Genomic DNA, 15,427 nt, shown 5'->3' on the forward strand with positions numbered 1-15,427 from the left:
CGATGAAAGCTTTCGCGGACAAAACAGGGTTCAGCAGCAACGCGCGGTTTATGCCGCGTTAAAAGGCAAAATGGACGGTGCAAACGGTGACCTTCACGCGTTAGCATTAACCACTAAAGCGCCGGAATAGAGATAGGAAAGACAGATGTCCGCTCAGGATCAGATCAAAGATACGGTAACCGCCAACGATGTTGTGCTTTTTATGAAGGGCACTAAGTCCATGCCGCAGTGTGGCTTTTCCAGCCGTGTGGTGGGGGTGCTGAACTTCATGGGCGTTGATTTTGCCGACGTGAACGTCTTGGCCGATGAGGCTATCCGTCAGGGCATCAAAGACTTTTCCGACTGGCCGACTGTCCCGCAACTTTATGTCAAAGGCGAGTTTGTCGGCGGCTGCGACATCATTACCGAGATGACGATGTCGGGCGAGTTGGATCAACTTCTGGAAAACAGTGGCGTGACATTCGACAAAGACGCCGCCGAGAAAATCCGCGAACACAACGGATAGACTAAGGCCGGCAACTATTTATCTTATAAAGAAAAAAGGCCGCTCGATTGAGCGGCCTTTTTTATATCTGATCGGATACGATCAAGTCTTTTCGTCAGCGTCCGATGCATCGCTTGCGCCGTCAGTTGCAGCCTCTTCAGACGCCTCCCTGCTGGACGAGGCGACTTCGCCCGATTCCAGATCATCAAGTTCGGCAGCGCCGATGTCCTCGAAGAGTTCAGCAATCTCAAGCTCGGCCGCGGCTTCGTCTTCCGCGGCTTGATCTGCCACGCTGATGCCAGATGCCTGAAGCTCGGCTTCTTCGGTCGAACGTGCAACATTCAGCTGAATGATTGCACTTACTTCGGGGTGCAAAACAATCGTGACCGTGTGTACACCCAGGTATTTAATCGGTGCATTCAGGATAACCTGCTTACGATCAACCGAGAACCCGTCTGCTGTCGCGGCATCGGCAGCGTCACGTGTCGTGACCGACCCGTAAAGCGACCCACCATCAGAAGCCGACCGGATCACGATGAACTGCTGACCGTCCAATTTGGCCGCCAGTGCTTCGGACTCGCCCTTGCTTTCAAGGTTTCGTGCTTCCAGCTGCGCTTTTTGCGCTTCAAACTGGCCAATGTTGGTCGCGGACGCCCAAAGAGCCTTCTTCTGTGGAAGCAGATAGTTGCGGGCAAAGCCGTCTTTGACGGTTACGATATCGCCCATCTGACCCAGCTTGGCCACGCGTTCCAAAAGGATAACTTGCATTGCTCAGGTCTCCTTATTTCACGGCGTAAGGCAGAAGGGCGAGGAAACGGGCGCGTTTTATTGCACGGGCCAGCTCACGCTGCTTCTTGGCCGAAACGGCGGTGATACGGGATGGAACGATCTTACCGCGCTCAGAGATATAGCGCTGAAGCAATTTCGAGTCCTTATAGTCGATCTTAGGTGCGTTATCGCCCGAGAAAGGGCAGACCTTACGACGGCGAAAAAATGGTTTACCAGCCATGACTTATGCTCCTTTCTTAACGGCGTTCACGACGAGCGTCACGCTCATCGGATTTGCGCATTTGAACCGAGGGGCCTTCTTCGTGGGCGTCGACTTTGATAGTCAGAACACGCATCACGTCTTCATGCAGACGCATTAGACGCTCCATTTCCTGGATGGCGGCCGCAGGTGCGTCCGTCTTGAGGAAGGCATAGTGGCCCTTGCGGTTTTTGTTAATCTTGTAGGCCATCGTTTTGACGCCCCAGTACTCATTTTCAACAACGTTACCGCCGTTGTCACTTAGGACTGTGCTGAAATGTTCAATAAGGCCTTCGGCTTGCGTGTTGGACAGGTCCTGACGCGCAATCATAACATGCTCATACAGCGGCATGTGATCTCCATCATTTTCAGGGCGCACTTCAAAGGACAAGGGCTCATCCGCCGCTCTCGTCCACGAGAGGCTGCGCCGTTCAAATAATCTTGCGGCGGATCAGTGGCTTATACACGTCCACATTCGTGATGCAACCCCGTCCCAAAGTTGCCCTTATTGGTTGTTAGTTCGGGATTAGATTTTGAAAACCAACGGGACTTTGACCTTATGGCATTGCGTAGCACAGGAAATGTTGACCCTGACAAACCGGGGCTTGAATTCATTAATATGCCTTGGGGTTTCCGTCTGCGGCCTGCCGACATGAAAGAAGATAAAGGCGAAACCCTGACAGAATGGGCGCTGATGTTTCTTGGCGGTGTTCTACTTCTCAGTGCGTTTGGTCAGTGGATTTTGCCTGGCAGCCTTTATGGCGGTGACATGATAGCAATGAAGTTGATGCTGACAGCAGTTCTGGGTGTTGCGGGCGGCTTGATTATTTCAATATCAGCGCGCGGGTTCCGCCCCGAAGTTCAGGTCGACCGCATGCGCCGGGAAATTCGATTTGTATCGCGCAATCCGCGCGGACGTGGCGAAATCCTCGCCACTGTCGAGATCGACCGCATCATTGGTGTGGGCATGACCAAATCCGTTGATGGGCCGGACTGTCATTGCCTGATCTATCTCATCAACGGCGAAAAGCCGTTGCGGCTTGCATCTGGCACCGAAAAAGAAATTAAAGCGATCCGCACGATCATGGATGATTATGTGACGCCGGCTCAGGAACGCCTAGCGGCCAAGATAGCAAACGGTAAAGCGGCCGGAGAACTCATGGCTGCAGCGGTCTGAAATCGCCCGGTTGAGGATGATTCTAAATATATTGCCCTAACGGGCTCCCCACTTTGTCAACATCCTCACGGCCCGTCAGGGCCTGTTCGAAGGATACAGGCGGCTGTCACGTAGCCGGGATACGATCGCTCCATTGCGTTCAAGAAGCACCCCAGCCATTGTGTCTCGGCATTTCGTTTTCAAAGGCTAAGACCGTGCAAGATCTGAATATCGATGTCGTCCGCTCCCACTTTCCTGCATTTCAAGAGCCCTCGCTGAGTGATCAGGCGTTCTTTGAAAGCGCAGGCGGCTCTTATCCGTGTCGTTTCGTAACCGAGCGCCTCGAGCGGTTTTACCGCGAGCGAAAGGTCCAACCTTATTGGGCGTTTCCCGCAAGTCGCGTCGGCGGCGAAGAAATGGATGAAGCCCGAACCCGGCTTGCAGGCATGCTGGGTGTCGAAGATGACGAACTTAGTTTTGGCCCATCGACCACGCAAAACGTTTATGTTTTGGCACAGGCCTTTCGCGAGTGGTTGGAACCCGGCGATGCGATCATCGTGACCAATCAGGACCACGAGGCCAACACCGGCGCATGGCGTCGCCTTGCGCAAGCCGGCTTCGAGGTACGCGAGTGGAAGGTTGATCCGGAGACCGGCCATCTGGATCGCGATAGACTGGCGCCACTTTTGAAGGGCGCGCGGCTTTTGTGCTTCCCGCATTGCTCAAATGTCATCGGAGAGATCAACGATGTCGCTGAAATAACCCGTCAGGCGAAAAGTGAAGGCGTTGCCGTTTGTGTCGATGGCGTCAGCTATGCGCCGCACGGCTTTCCAAACGTCGCCGAGCTTGGCCCTGATATCTATTTGTTCTCGGCCTATAAAACCTATGGGCCCCATCAGGGGATTATGGTGGTGCGCCGCGCATTGGGCGAAGCGCTCCCCAATCAGGGCCACGACTTCAATGGTGGCGCGCTTTACAAACGCTTCACACCGGCGGGCGACGATCACGCCCAAGTTGCCGCCTGCGCTGGTATGGCCGATTACATCGACACGCTTTACGCCGAAATGGCCGGGCCACAGGTGAAAGCCGCAGCACGCGCCGCAGCGGTTCACGATGCAATGCGCGCCCGCGAGATCAAGCTCCTCGAAAAACTGCTCGATTTCTTGTCGACGAAGAACTCGCTACGCCTGATTGGTCCTAACGATGCCACAAAACGCGCGCCCACGGTCGGCGTTCTGGCAAACCGTCCCGGTGAGGACATCGCCAACGATCTTGCCACTCACAACATTAATGCAGGTGGGGGAGATTTTTATTCTCCTCGCCCGCTGAAAGCGATGGGTATCGATCCTGCTCATGGCCTGTTGCGTTTGTCGTTCACGCATTACACATCCGACGGTGAACTTAACCGCCTGATATCGGCGCTAGATCACGTCTTGTGATTTGATCGAGGATAAAATGGCAGACAAATCTCCCGTCATCTGGTGGGTGCGGCGCGAATTGCGCTTGCACGACAATCCGGTTCTGCAGGCATGCCTCGACATGGGCCGCCCGGTTATTCCGGTGTTCATTCTCGACGAGGTTTTTGAAACTTATGGTGCCTGTCCGCTTTGGCGGTTTGGCCTTGGGGCCGAAGCATTCGGCGAGACGCTGGAAGGCCTCGGTTCCAAACTGATCTTCCGGCGCGGTAAGGCCCTCGACGTTTTGCGCGATGTTATGGCGGAAACAGGTGCTGCCAACATCCGCTGGGGCAGGGCCTATGACCCTGAGCAAATCGCCCGCGACAAAGAGGTGAAAGCCGCCCTCAGCGAAGACGGGTTTGATGCGTCAAGCATCTCAGCCCATCTACTCTTCGAGCCTTGGAGCGTCGAAACCAAAACTGGCGGCTACTACAAGGTCTATTCGCCGTTCTGGCGCGCCGTCAAGGACACCCATGTCCCCCAACCCCTTCAATCGCCTAAGGCAATCCCTGCACCGGCCAGTTGGCCCGGCTCAGAAACGCCTGCCAAATGGAACTTGGCCGGCGCCATGAACCGCGGCGCCGCAATCACGCGCCAACATCTTAGCCTTGGGGAAGACGTCGCCCTTGCACGCCTTCACCTCTTCACCGATGAAAAGATCGACGCCTACAAAGCCCGCCGCGACTTCCCTGGTGAGGACGCTACATCCGGCCTTAGCGAGAACCTCGCATGGGGCGAGATTAGCCCGCGCGTCCTTTGGCATGCAGGCCATCGAGCGATGGACGAGGGCAAAAACGGTGCAGAACATTTCGTCAAAGAAGTCGTCTGGCGCGAGTTTGCCTATCACCTGATCTGGCACACCCCGCACATTGTCCGCGACAACTGGCGCGAGGGCTGGGATGTATTTCCGTGGAATGAAGACGAGGACCACGAGAACGTGAAGGCCTGGAAGCAAGGCCGCACTGGTATCCGCTTTGTTGATGCCGCCATGCGCGAAATGTATGTGACGGGGCGGATGCACAACCGCGCACGGATGATCGTCGCAAGTTACCTGACCAAACACCTCATGTCCCATTGGCGAATTGGACAACACTGGTTTGAACACTGCCTGACCGACTGGGATCCGGCCTCAAACGCAATGGGCTGGCAGTGGACTGCCGGTTGCGGCCCGGACGCGGCGCCCTATTTTCGCATCTTCAATCCGGTAACGCAGCTCGACAAATTCGATGAAGATCGTGTGTACGACAAAGCATGGATCGCCGAGGGCAAAGTAGAGCCGTCTCAATCCGCGCTCTCATACTTCGACGCAATTCCGCAAAGCTGGGGTCTTTCGCCTCAAACCCGCTACCCTGAACCAGTCGTCTCGCTGGAGGCAGGTCGCGCTCGTGCTTTGGACGCCTATTCCAACCGCGATTTCTAAGTGGTGTCTCGCGCCTGACGTCCCTATGCTGCGCCGCAACAACAATGCCGCACTTGCGAACTAAAGGAGCCATGATCATGTCCCTCAAAGGAAAAACCGCCGTTATCACCGGTTCCAACTCAGGCATCGGTCTTGGTGTGGCCCGGGAATTGGCGAAGATCGGCGTGAACGTCGTTCTGAACTCTTACACGGACGGTGAAGACGACCACAAACTTGCAGCAGACATCGCGTCAGAGTTTGGCGTGACCGCCCGCTATATAAGAGCCGACATGTCGAAATCCGGCGATTGCCGCGCGCTGATCGAAAAGGCTGGCACCTGCGATATCCTTATCAACAACGCCGGCATCCAGCACGTCGCCCCGGTGCAGGATTTCCCGATTGAAAAGTGGGATGCAATCATCGCGATCAATATGTCGTCGGCCTTCCACACCACCGCTGCCGCGCTTTCGGTGATGCGCGATGCTGGCTGGGGCCGGGTGATCAACATCGCCTCCGCGCACGGCCTGCGCGCGAGCCCGTTCAAGTCTGCCTACGTCACGGCAAAGCACGGCGTTGTAGGCATGACCAAAGTCGTCGCCCTCGAGACCGCGAAAGAACCTATAACAGCAAACGCCATTTGCCCCGGCTACGTTCTGACGGCGATGGTCGAAAAGCAAATTCCCGCAACGGCGAAGGAATACGGGATCTCGGAGGATGAGGCGATCGAGAAGGTAATCCTTGCCAAACAGCCCTCGAAAGAATTTGTCACCGTGGAACAGCTTGCCGGGATTGTTACGTTCCTGTGCTCGGACGCCGCCTCGCAAATCACCGGGACCACCATCGCCGCCGACGGCGGTTGGACCTCACAGTAAGCGCGCCCCTTGACAAAAAAAGTCAATCTCGCCCTTCAGGGAGGCGGAGCGCATGGCGCGTTTACCTGGGGCGTGCTTGATCGTCTTTTGGAAGACGACGAGATTGAGATCGCAGGCATGTCCTGCACCTCGGCCGGAGCCCTGAACGGGGGCGGCGTTGAAGGCAGGAATGCTTACGGGAGGCCGCGAAGGCGCACGCGAAAACCTCGACTGGCTCTGGGGCCGTATCGGCTCGCTTGGCGAAATGCGGCTCGCGGGTTGGATGGCAGGCATGGGGCCTTCGGCAGGGGCGATCAGCCAAGCCCTTCAATACTCGATGCCTTTCAATATGGCTGATGCGGCGACGCGGGTCTTTTCGCCCTACCTTTCCGGCCCGTTTTACCGGAACCCTCTAGAAGACATTGCTTCACGGTTCAAATACGACGCGATTTGCGCCGACGAAGGTCCGGCCTTTTTCGTCTGCGCCACGAATGTCGAAACCGGCAAAGTGAAGATATTCTCCGGCGAAGAGATCACCACCAAAGCTATCCTTGCATCATCTTGTCTTCCTACCGTGTTTCAGGCGGTGGAAATAGACGGAAACGCCTATTGGGATGGCGGATACACCGGCAATCCGGCTCTCTTTCCGTTGTTCGAAAAAGACCTTCCCGGCGATATCATTGTCGTCAATATCAACCCGCTTGAGCGCCCCGGCATCCCGAAAGAGCCGCGAGATATCGCAAACCGGATCAACGAGATCAGTTTTAACTCTTCGCTTTTGCGCGAACTGCGCGCGATAAACTTCGTGCAACGCCTGATCACCAAAGGCTCGGTCGGCGAAGGCGCAATGAAGCGGGTTCTGGTCCATATGATTGCAGATGACGCGTTGATGGCAGAGCTAAGCGTGGCGTCCAAAACAATCCCTGTACCCGGCATAATTTTTGAGTTGCGCGATGCGGGGCGTTCAGCAGCAGACGATTTCCTGACCCGACACCGTGATAAAATCGGTGTCGCTTCAAGCGTCGATCTGGCTGAAATGTACGAATAAAGGGCGGGCCTTCGATCACTCGCGCGGTGTGCCGCCCCCGGACGAACTTGCCGCTGCGGCAAGAATAACCAGCAAAATCAACGGAACAACAAAGCCACCCGACGTCGCGGCGGCGGCTTCTGCGACGATTACCTCAGGCTCCATCAACGGCTCAGCTGCACCACCAGCATGAAGCGGGGCAGTCGACATCGATATCGTCGCGACGGCGACGGCTGCTGGTTTAAGGTAGTTCATCTAACATTCCTATTGCAACAGCAGCCCCGGAACCCGAGGCTGCGGTTCAATATACCACAAACTCGCCATCTGCAGGGGGGTAGCTGCGCGGAATATGGAAATGGTGTTCACGCCACCACACTGTCAGAACCCATTTCAGTCCGTCACTTGGGCCAAACCCGACGTGGGCGCTATCCGGATGCACCTCGTTTGATCCCAGAAGATTATTCGCAAACACCAGAACCCGCCCCAATTTAGGGCGTACTGCAATCTTCAGGTTTGGAAATGCCGTTTGTCCTTCGTCCTCAATATCATTGAGATAACAGAGAGTTGTGAACAGTCTCTGGCCGCCTTTGTTGAAGTCTTCGCGTGTTGCGCCGTGTTCGTCGTAACCATCATAATGCACGTCAAACAATTGCTCGCCTTCATAACGGATCAGCTTGGATGTCTCTGCGTGTTCAGGGGGCAGGCGCACAATCGCCGAAATACGCGTCATCAGATCGGTTAGGAGCGGATCGCTCCATTGATCGACAATCGCGGCTTGATGCGTGCGTTTCTCACCAATGATACGGCCCTCGTCGGTGCCGTAGGTCGGCTGCGTCAGACGGCCTTCGCCCGCCGCAATAGCCACATCCGCAACATCCTGCCCGAACACATCATCAAACACCGCCACCAAGGGATTAACGTTCAAAATACGGCTTTTCATGTGGTTTCTGCCCCGACCTTTGTTTTCGCTCAGGATACAAGCGCGAAAGGTTAGATCAAGAGACGCGTGCGGGCGGCTGGCGAACTTCGCCGATGGGAGTAGGCGCCTCAGAAACGCCATTGGGATAAACAAGACCCGCCGAGATCACCAGTTTGGCGGCATCTTCAACCGTCATGTCCAACTCAATCAAATCGCGCGTCGGCACGAACAGCAAAAAGCCGGATGTCGGGTTCGGGGTGGTTGGCAAAAATACTGCTGTCTTACTATTTTCGCCGTCGATCTTCTTGTCGATCTCGCCCTTGGCCGAAGTAGCAATGAACGCAATCGCCCAGATACCCTTGCGCGGATATTCCACTAAACACGCCTTATCGAAACTTGTATCGGATTGCGCGAATACGGTTTCCGCGATTTGTTTCAGACTGTTATAGATCGATCTTACTACAGGCAATCCCTGCACCATCCGCTCGGCCCAGTTCAGCAAAGACCGTCCGATCAGGCCCTTGGCAATCCATCCCACAAGCACTGTGAAAATTAGGAAAACAATGACTCCAACGCCACGAATATTCAGGCCAATGTATTGATCCGGGCGAAGCCAGAGCGGCACGAACGGTAAAACCCAACCGTCAACCCATCCCGCAACCGTCCAGATCAGCCACAGCGTCAGAGCAATCGGCGCAACAACCACAAGCCCCGTCAGAAAGGACGAGCGAAACTTCGAGAACAACCCACGTTTTGGGCGCGGCGGTTCAGAATTGTCGTCAAAGGGCGTGCTCATAAGATGTTATCCGGGCGTTTGGACATAAACTAAGGGTGTGTAACGAGCGGAGCAATGGGCCGACATGGAAATCAATCGTTTCCGCGCGGTTTGGCGAGGCAAACAGCAATTTCGCTGGCAAGGTGAGCATTATTTAGCACAAGCGCTATGTTGGCAGTCAGGGATGCTCCATCCGTCAGCTCAAACAGGCGTTGCAGCAAAAACGGCGTGACGCTCTTGCCGGAAACGCCCTTTTCCTCGGCTTCCTGCGTGGCTTTGGCAATAAGTGGCGCAAGCGACATGGCGTTTATTTCAGCCTCTATGGGGATCGGATTGGCTACCAATTGCCCCCCCGAAAGCCCCATCGCGCGTCGCATCTGGTATGCACTGGCTATTTCGGCCGCAGTATCCATGCGAAGCGGCGCCATAAGCCCGGATGAGCGTGACCAAAACGCCGGGAAATCATCCTGTCCAAACGCGATCACCGGCACGCCTCGAGTTTCCAGAACCTCAAGCGTCTTCGGTATATCCAAGATTGCTTTAGCCCCCGCGGCCACCACCGTCACTGGTGTAATCGCCAATTCGCCCAAGTCCGCCGAGATATCAAAGCTGTCTTCCGCGCCTTTATGGACGCCTCCGATTCCACCCGTCGCAAAGACCGAAACCCCGGCCAGATGGGCTGCGATCATCGTCGCCGCCACGGTTGTGGCTCCTGTGCCACCGCGCGCGAGGCATGCTGCAATATCGGCGCGCGACAGCTTCGCCACACCGGTTGCCTGTCCCAGGCCTTCCAATTCCGCGTCCGACAGGCCGATCTTCAGCCGTCCGTTTAACACCGCGATCGTTGCGGGCGTGGCCGCGTGGGCGCGGACTTCTGCTTCCACAAGACGCGCTGTCTCGACGTTTTGGGGGTAGGGCATTCCGTGGGTGATAATCGTCGATTCCAAGGCGACAATCGCCGTACCTGCAGCGCGCGCAGCCGCGACTTCGGCTGAGAAATCCAATGGTAAAGTCACGAAGGCACATCTCCTGAAACATAAGCGGCGGCCGTGCGTAAAGCTGCATTCAGCGCAGATCCGGGCGTGTCACCGCGCGCTTCGGCGGCCATATGTGCGGCCATAAACGTATCTCCTGCGCCGGTCACGCGCGTCACCAGAACCGCCGGTGGCGTTGCGGTCAGAACGCCTCCGGCACTGGCATGTGCGGCGGCGCGCCCACCATCTGTCACCAGGATATGAGCAGCTCCGCGTTCCAGCAAAGCACTGGCGGCTTCGGGGGCGGTGGTGAAGCTTGCGTTGCAAAGCAAACCAGCTTCTTCAAGGTTCACGTAAATCGTCGCGTTCGGGCAATTCAAAAGCGGCATCAACCGCTCAGCCTTCCCGGGGGACGCCGGGGCCACGCGCAAATCGGCCTTTTCAAACAGGGGGCTACGCGCAATCTCAGTTAGCAATTCTTCGGTCAGGTTTCCGTCCAGCGCGACCTGTCCTGCGAAGGGCGCGACTTCGGAACCAAGCCGCCCGTCATTCAGAGGCCGCAATATCTTCGCTCCTGCAGCCTCTAAAGAATGCGCATCCGCAATCGCAGCAACCAGCCCGTTTGCCCCCTCAATCGCCATGTATATATCGGTTGGCAAATCGTCCGAGCGATAGACGAACCCGGTCTCCATTCCCAGACGATCGGCGGCCGCAATCAACTCGTCGCCTTCCTCGTCTCGCCCGACAGCCGATAACAGCACAGGACGCATGGAAAACCGACGCAATGTCATCGCAATGTTCATCGCGACCCCGCCAGGGATCCGCGTGATCCGCCCCGGCACGTCCGAGCCAACCCGCATCGCCGCGCTGGCGCGTCCGATAACATCCCAAAGAACCGATCCGATACAGAGAACATCTTTCGTCATGGCGACGGGTTTGCCCCGCGACGCGGCCCTTGGCAAGCCCGGCGTTACCCTTGTTTGTCGCGCAACCGAAGCCCGTCAGGATCAAAGGGCGGTCGCTCCAGAACGCGCGCCTCATGCGGCTCACCCAAAATCGCAACATGAACGGTATCGCCCGAAACTGCGCTACCCGCTTTCAGGTAGGCCAGCGCAAGCGACTTGCCGACGTAATATCCATAAGCCCCGGAAGTCACCTGTCCGATCGGCGTGCCATCGGTCGCAAATATTGGCTCGCTGCCTGAGGCATCCGCTTCGCGCGCGTCAATCTCCAACAAGACCATCTTCTCGCGCGCAGGCTTATCCGCAATCGCTTTCCAAGCCGCTTTGTGCAGGAAATCTTTGTCCGTCTTGATCAACCCGGCAAGTCCACTTTCCTGCGGCCAGTATTCCGGGCTGTAGTCACGCCCCCAAGAGCCGTATCCCTTTTCAAGTCGCATCGACATCAAAGCACGTCCCCCGACCGGCCCCGCGCCAAACTCGGCGCCGGCCTCCAACAGGGAGCGATAAAGAGCAACTTGATCACCTTCCGCGCAATGCAGCTCCCAACCGAGATCACCAGTGAACGAAACTCGGATTGCCACGCAGTCAACGCCCGCCACACTGATCCGCCGCGAGCGCATGAAAGGAAAACCTTTGTTCGTCAGATCCTCATTGGTCAAACGACCCAAGAGATCGCGCGCACGCGGACCGGCCAGGTTGAAGCCAGCGACCGCCTCGGTCAGACTTTCAAAGGTTGTGGCGTCGGGCAGAGGGATCGCGCGGAAGAACCGTAAATGAAACCGCTCCGCCATGCCGGATCCTACAACCCAGAATTCATCTTCCTCCAGCCTCGTGACGGTGAAATCGCCAGCAATGCCGCCACGCTTGCCGATCAACGGGGTCAGGCACGACCGCCCGATCTCGCGCGGCATCCGGTTGGCAAAAAGCGCGTTCAGCCAATCCTCGGCGCCCGCTCCCTTCACACGGTATTTAGCGAAATTTGAGATATCGAGGATGCCTGCGTTTTCGCGCAGCATCAGCACCTCGCGGCCCACCGGCTCCCACCAGTTCTGACGCGTGAAGCCGTGAGTTTCGACATCTGGCTCGCCATCGGCCGCAAACCACATAGGATGCTCCCAGCCGTAATTCAGCCCGAAATGTGCACCCATTTGCTTTTGCATCCCATAGGCAGGCCGCGTGCGCACCGGACGCCCGGCCGCGCGTTCTTCATTCGGGAAATGGATCTTGAAGCGGTTCGCATATTGATCGCCAACCCGCGCCTTGGTGAACGCTTTGCCCGCCCAGGCCCCGTATCGCGCCATGTCCCAGCCGAACATGTCCATGCTTGGCTCGCCTTCGACGATCCATTCCGCCGATAGCTTGCCCAATCCACCGTTCTGGCTAAACCCTGGAATAATCCCGCAACAGCAGAAATAACCGGTCATCTCGGGAACCGGCCCAAACAAGGCCGAACTGTCCGGCGACCAGATCATCGGTCCGTTTATAACCCGTTTGATCCCGGCCTCGCCGACGGCAGGCACGCGGTCGATGGCGCGCATCATATTGTCTTCGATCCGCTCAAGATCGTCGGGGAATAACTCATGCCCGAAACCCTGCGGCGTTCCGTCTTCGGCCCAGAACCGCACATCCTTTTCATAGGCCCCCACCAAAAGACCGTGCCCTTCCTGGCGCAGGTAGTATTCCCCGTCGCGGTCTGCGACTGAAGGCAACCGACGATCCATCGCCGCAATCTCTGCAATCGTCTCGGTGACAAAGTACTGATGCTCGGTCGGCAAGAGCGGCAGATCAAGCCCCACCATCGCAGCCACTTCCCGCGCCCAAAGACCGGCCGCATTCACCACCCAGGGCGTGCGGATATCGCCCTTGTCGGTCCGCACGATCCATGTGCCATCTGGCTGCGGTTCGGTCCCCGTTACCGGCGTAAAGCGATGGATCTCGGCACCTCGCTGGCGCGCTCCCATGGCATAAGCGTTCGTGACCCCGGATGGATCCACGTTGCCGCCGTCGGGCTCAAACATAATGCATCGGATGCCGTCGTAGTCGACCAAAGGGTGCAAGCGCTCGGCTTCATCACGGCTGACCTCGTGGAAATTCATCCCGTATCGGCGGGCCTTCGCTTCTTGCAGGCGAAGCTGATGCTCACGCTCTTTGGTCTGCGCCAGATACAAAGACCCCGGCTGAAAAATTCCGCAGCTTTGCCCGGTTTCCGCCTCCAATTCTTTATAAAGGTTCATCGTATAATGCTGAAGTCGCGAGATATTCGTCACATCGTGCAACCCGTGGATATTGGCCGCCGCGTGCCATGTGGATCCACTGGTCAGTTCGGACCGCTCCAACAAGACGACATCTCTCCAACCAAGTTTCGCAAGATGGTAAAGGATCGAACATCCGATAACGCCGCCTCCGATAACGACTGCCTGGGCATGGGTCCGCATGAGATTTCCTATCGCTGCATTTCTATGCAGCTAAGAAGCCCGTGCTGCGCCGGTCTGGGCCGAAAGCGCCATTTACTGGAAGTTTTGCGTCTGAATCTTCAGTGCTCCAATGTTTGATGCGTCAAACAGGGCAGGGCGCGCGTTTAAGTCCGCCGCCCCGAGAACTTCGCTTGCCACTCTTCACGCTCTTCATCGGTGATTTTGCGGAACAGAACTTCCGGCACGACGAATTCATGACCCGCAGGCAAAGCGTTCAATGCCGCGCGCATATCGTCCGGCCATTCCATATCAAGAGTGTTCATTGAACTCAGCATCCGGGCCGACGCCTCGGGGATAAACGGCGCTGAAATAACCGCATAAATACGTACCAAATTCAAAGCGAGCCGGACAATCGCCGCCGCACGATCCGGGTCTTCTTTATAGACTGACCAAGGTGCCGATGACTGCAAATACTCGTTACCCAAAGCCCAAAGTGCGCGCAATTCAGCCGAAGCTTTGCGCACTTCGATGGCTTCCATTTGGGTCGAAAACTTAGCCAAACCTTCTTCCAGACGCGCGATCAGCGCTTCTTCGCCCGCCCCCCATTCGCCGGTCGACGGTATTTCTGCGCCAAATTTCGAGCGGCAAAACTTTGTGATACGGCTGACGAAATTACCCAAGACATCCGCGAGATCCTTATTCACCGATGTTTGGAAATTCTCCCAGGTAAACTCGCTGTCCGAGCTTTCGGGCGCATGGCTCAACAACCACCAGCGCCAATAATCCGCTGGCAGAATTTCCAAAGCCTGATCCATGAACACACCGCGTCCCTGCGACGTCGAGAACTGCCCGCCGTCGTAATTCAGGTAATTGAACGACTTGATAAAATCGACCATCTTCCACGGCTCGCGCGACCCAATAATTGTCGCCGGGAAAGACAGTGTGTGGAACGGCACGTTATCTTTGCCCATGAACTGGACGTATTTCACGTCGTCGGCACCCTTGTCGGTGCGCCACCAGCGTTCCCATTCCGCATCTGGGCGGCCCAGACCATCGGTCCATTCCTTTGCACAAGCGATGTATTCGATCGGGGCATCGAACCAGACGTAGAAAACCTTGTCTTCCATCCCGGGCCACGGCGCGTCCCCGCGCTTAACCGGCACGCCCCAATCCAGGTCCCGCGTAATCCCGCGATCTTGAAGTCCATCACCGTCGTTGAGCCACTTCTTCGCAATCGACGTCGTCAGGATCGGCCAGTCGTGTTTGCTTTCGATCCAGTCCGCCAATTCGCCGCGCAAGCTGCGTTGCTTAAGGTAAAGGTGTTTGGTCTCGCGTACTTCCAGATCGGTTGACCCCGAAATAGCGGACCGTGGCTCGATCAAATCAGTGGGGTCCAACTGCTTGGTGCAGTTTTCGCACTGATCGCCGCGCGCTTTATCATAGCCGCAGTTGGGGCAGGTGCCCTCGATGTAGCGATCCGGCAAGAACCGCCCGTCGGCGTGAGAATAGACCTGAGACTCCACAACTTCTTCAATCAGCCCGGCATCCGCCAATTTTTCCGCAAAATGCTGCGTTAGCGCGCGGTTCTGCTCCGACGAAGACCGTCCGAACTTGTCAAACGACAAACCGAACCCGTCCGATAATTCCTTTTGAACCGCCCACATCTCGGCGCAGTAGTCTGCCACCGGCTTATTGGCCTTGGCGGCAGCCAACTCGGCAGGCGTGCCATGTTCGTCCGTCGCACAGAGAAACAAAACCTCATGTCCTCGCGCGCGCATGTAACGCGCATAAAGATCCGCAGGTAGCTGTGATCCTACCAAATTTCCGAGATGCTTGATCCCGTTGATATAGGGGATGGCCGATGTGATCAGAATGCGCGACATGTGGCTTAAATCCTTACCAAAGCGCATGGGTCTTACCGCAGGGCAGGGCGGGCGTCACCCCTTCTTCTTGGTGAAAAAGCGTCAAAGCGCGCGCGTACG

At 56.7% G+C, this 15,427-nt stretch carries 16 protein-coding genes and 1 pseudogene; 7 read left to right on the top strand and 10 right to left on the bottom strand.

The annotated features are described in order from the left end of the window. On the top strand, positions 1–130 hold a 130-nt coding region (locus AC221Y_RS10430), incomplete at its 5' end, for a BolA/IbaG family iron-sulfur metabolism protein (protein ID WP_486707298.1). A gap of 15 nt (positions 131–145) precedes the next feature. Beyond that, a complete protein-coding gene (gene grxD / locus AC221Y_RS10435; protein WP_299754600.1) occupies positions 146–505 on the top strand; it encodes a Grx4 family monothiol glutaredoxin in 360 nt (119 codons plus the stop codon). Between the two features lie 81 nt (positions 506–586). Here the strand turns inward: grxD and rplI are convergent, their stop codons facing one another. The 3 genes from rplI to rpsF are packed head-to-tail and all read right to left on the bottom strand — an operon-like array spanning position 587 to position 1,863. Next, a complete protein-coding gene (rplI, locus tag AC221Y_RS10440; RefSeq protein ID WP_299754602.1) occupies positions 587–1,252 on the bottom strand; it encodes a 50S ribosomal protein L9 in 666 nt (221 codons plus the stop codon). A 13-nt stretch (positions 1,253–1,265) separates the two neighbouring features. Continuing rightward, positions 1,266–1,493 carry a 30S ribosomal protein S18 gene (gene rpsR, locus AC221Y_RS10445; RefSeq protein ID WP_093972166.1) on the bottom strand — a complete coding sequence of 76 codons (228 nt, stop codon included), beginning with the start codon at positions 1,491–1,493 and terminating at the stop codon, positions 1,266–1,268. Positions 1,494–1,509: 16 nt separating this feature from the next. Continuing rightward, complete coding sequence (gene rpsF, locus AC221Y_RS10450) at positions 1,510–1,863, bottom strand: 30S ribosomal protein S6 (protein WP_299754607.1); 354 nt, start codon at positions 1,861–1,863, stop codon at positions 1,510–1,512. Positions 1,864–2,070: 207 nt separating this feature from the next. Here rpsF and AC221Y_RS10455 point away from each other — a divergent pair, with 207 nt between their 5' ends. The 5 genes and pseudogenes from AC221Y_RS10455 (at position 2,071) to AC221Y_RS10475 (ending at position 7,422) form a co-directional block, all read left to right on the top strand. Continuing rightward, entirely contained in the window at positions 2,071–2,688 is a 618-nt protein-coding gene (locus tag AC221Y_RS10455) for a hypothetical protein (protein ID WP_299754609.1), read from the top strand. 194 nt (positions 2,689–2,882) lie between these two features. Beyond that, positions 2,883–4,106, top strand: coding sequence for an aminotransferase class V-fold PLP-dependent enzyme (locus tag AC221Y_RS10460; RefSeq protein ID WP_299754611.1), 1,224 nt, complete (start codon positions 2,883–2,885; stop codon positions 4,104–4,106). 16 nt (positions 4,107–4,122) lie between these two features. Further along, positions 4,123–5,544, top strand: coding sequence for a cryptochrome/photolyase family protein (locus AC221Y_RS10465; protein ID WP_486707295.1), 1,422 nt, complete (start codon positions 4,123–4,125; stop codon positions 5,542–5,544). A gap of 77 nt (positions 5,545–5,621) precedes the next feature. Further along, positions 5,622–6,395 carry a 3-hydroxybutyrate dehydrogenase gene (locus AC221Y_RS10470; protein ID WP_299754615.1) on the top strand — a complete coding sequence of 258 codons (774 nt, stop codon included), beginning with the start codon at positions 5,622–5,624 and terminating at the stop codon, positions 6,393–6,395. A 9-nt stretch (positions 6,396–6,404) separates the two neighbouring features. After that, positions 6,405–7,422 (top strand): annotated as a pseudogene (locus AC221Y_RS10475) (patatin-like phospholipase family protein). Positions 7,423–7,437: 15 nt separating this feature from the next. On the opposite strand, the gene AC221Y_RS10480 reads toward AC221Y_RS10475, so the two are convergent. The 7 genes from AC221Y_RS10480 to metG form a co-directional block, all read right to left on the bottom strand. Continuing rightward, positions 7,438–7,656: a hypothetical protein gene (locus AC221Y_RS10480; protein ID WP_299755755.1), complete on the bottom strand. Its 219-nt coding sequence runs from the start codon at positions 7,654–7,656 to the stop codon at positions 7,438–7,440. 46 nt (positions 7,657–7,702) lie between these two features. Further along, complete coding sequence (locus AC221Y_RS10485) at positions 7,703–8,341, bottom strand: 2OG-Fe(II) oxygenase (protein ID WP_299755758.1); 639 nt, start codon at positions 8,339–8,341, stop codon at positions 7,703–7,705. Between the two features lie 55 nt (positions 8,342–8,396). Beyond that, the gene (locus AC221Y_RS10490; protein ID WP_299755760.1) at positions 8,397–9,116 is read right to left on the bottom strand and encodes a DUF502 domain-containing protein; all 720 of its coding nucleotides are present in this window, start codon (positions 9,114–9,116) and stop codon (positions 8,397–8,399) included. 71 nt (positions 9,117–9,187) lie between these two features. Continuing rightward, a complete protein-coding gene (locus AC221Y_RS10495; protein ID WP_486707296.1) occupies positions 9,188–10,111 on the bottom strand; it encodes a pseudouridine-5'-phosphate glycosidase in 924 nt (307 codons plus the stop codon). Continuing rightward, positions 10,108–10,995: a PfkB family carbohydrate kinase gene (locus AC221Y_RS10500; protein WP_299755763.1), complete on the bottom strand. Its 888-nt coding sequence runs from the start codon at positions 10,993–10,995 to the stop codon at positions 10,108–10,110. The genes AC221Y_RS10495 and AC221Y_RS10500 overlap by 4 nt, the downstream gene beginning before the upstream one ends. Positions 10,996–11,039: 44 nt before the next feature. Beyond that, positions 11,040–13,466: a GcvT family protein gene (locus AC221Y_RS10505; RefSeq protein ID WP_299755765.1), complete on the bottom strand. Its 2,427-nt coding sequence runs from the start codon at positions 13,464–13,466 to the stop codon at positions 11,040–11,042. Positions 13,467–13,609: 143 nt separating this feature from the next. Beyond that, positions 13,610–15,328: a methionine--tRNA ligase gene (metG, locus tag AC221Y_RS10510; protein WP_486707297.1), complete on the bottom strand. Its 1,719-nt coding sequence runs from the start codon at positions 15,326–15,328 to the stop codon at positions 13,610–13,612. Positions 15,329–15,427: the final 99 nt, after the last annotated feature.

The organism is Boseongicola sp. (genome assembly GCF_057460485.1).

Excerpts from the sequence above, each read along its gene's own strand:
- AC221Y_RS10490 (WP_299755760.1), bottom strand. The coding sequence starts at position 9,116 with ATGAGCACGCCCTTTGACGACAATTCTGAACCGCCGCGCCCAAAACGT.
- AC221Y_RS10455 (WP_299754609.1), top strand. The coding sequence starts at position 2,071 with ATGGCATTGCGTAGCACAGGAAATGTTGACCCTGACAAACCGGGGCTT.
- AC221Y_RS10500 (WP_299755763.1), bottom strand. The coding sequence starts at position 10,995 with ATGACGAAAGATGTTCTCTGTATCGGATCGGTTCTTTGGGATGTTATC.
- AC221Y_RS10470 (WP_299754615.1), top strand. The coding sequence starts at position 5,622 with ATGTCCCTCAAAGGAAAAACCGCCGTTATCACCGGTTCCAACTCAGGC.
- rpsF (WP_299754607.1), bottom strand. The coding sequence starts at position 1,863 with ATGCCGCTGTATGAGCATGTTATGATTGCGCGTCAGGACCTGTCCAAC.
- AC221Y_RS10480 (WP_299755755.1), bottom strand. The coding sequence starts at position 7,656 with ATGAACTACCTTAAACCAGCAGCCGTCGCCGTCGCGACGATATCGATG.
- AC221Y_RS10505 (WP_299755765.1), bottom strand. The coding sequence starts at position 13,466 with ATGCGGACCCATGCCCAGGCAGTCGTTATCGGAGGCGGCGTTATCGGA.
- AC221Y_RS10485 (WP_299755758.1), bottom strand. The coding sequence starts at position 8,341 with ATGAAAAGCCGTATTTTGAACGTTAATCCCTTGGTGGCGGTGTTTGAT.
- AC221Y_RS10465 (WP_486707295.1), top strand. The coding sequence starts at position 4,123 with ATGGCAGACAAATCTCCCGTCATCTGGTGGGTGCGGCGCGAATTGCGC.
- rplI (WP_299754602.1), bottom strand. The coding sequence starts at position 1,252 with ATGCAAGTTATCCTTTTGGAACGCGTGGCCAAGCTGGGTCAGATGGGC.
- grxD (WP_299754600.1), top strand. The coding sequence starts at position 146 with ATGTCCGCTCAGGATCAGATCAAAGATACGGTAACCGCCAACGATGTT.
- rpsR (WP_093972166.1), bottom strand. The coding sequence starts at position 1,493 with ATGGCTGGTAAACCATTTTTTCGCCGTCGTAAGGTCTGCCCTTTCTCG.
- metG (WP_486707297.1), bottom strand. The coding sequence starts at position 15,328 with ATGTCGCGCATTCTGATCACATCGGCCATCCCCTATATCAACGGGATC.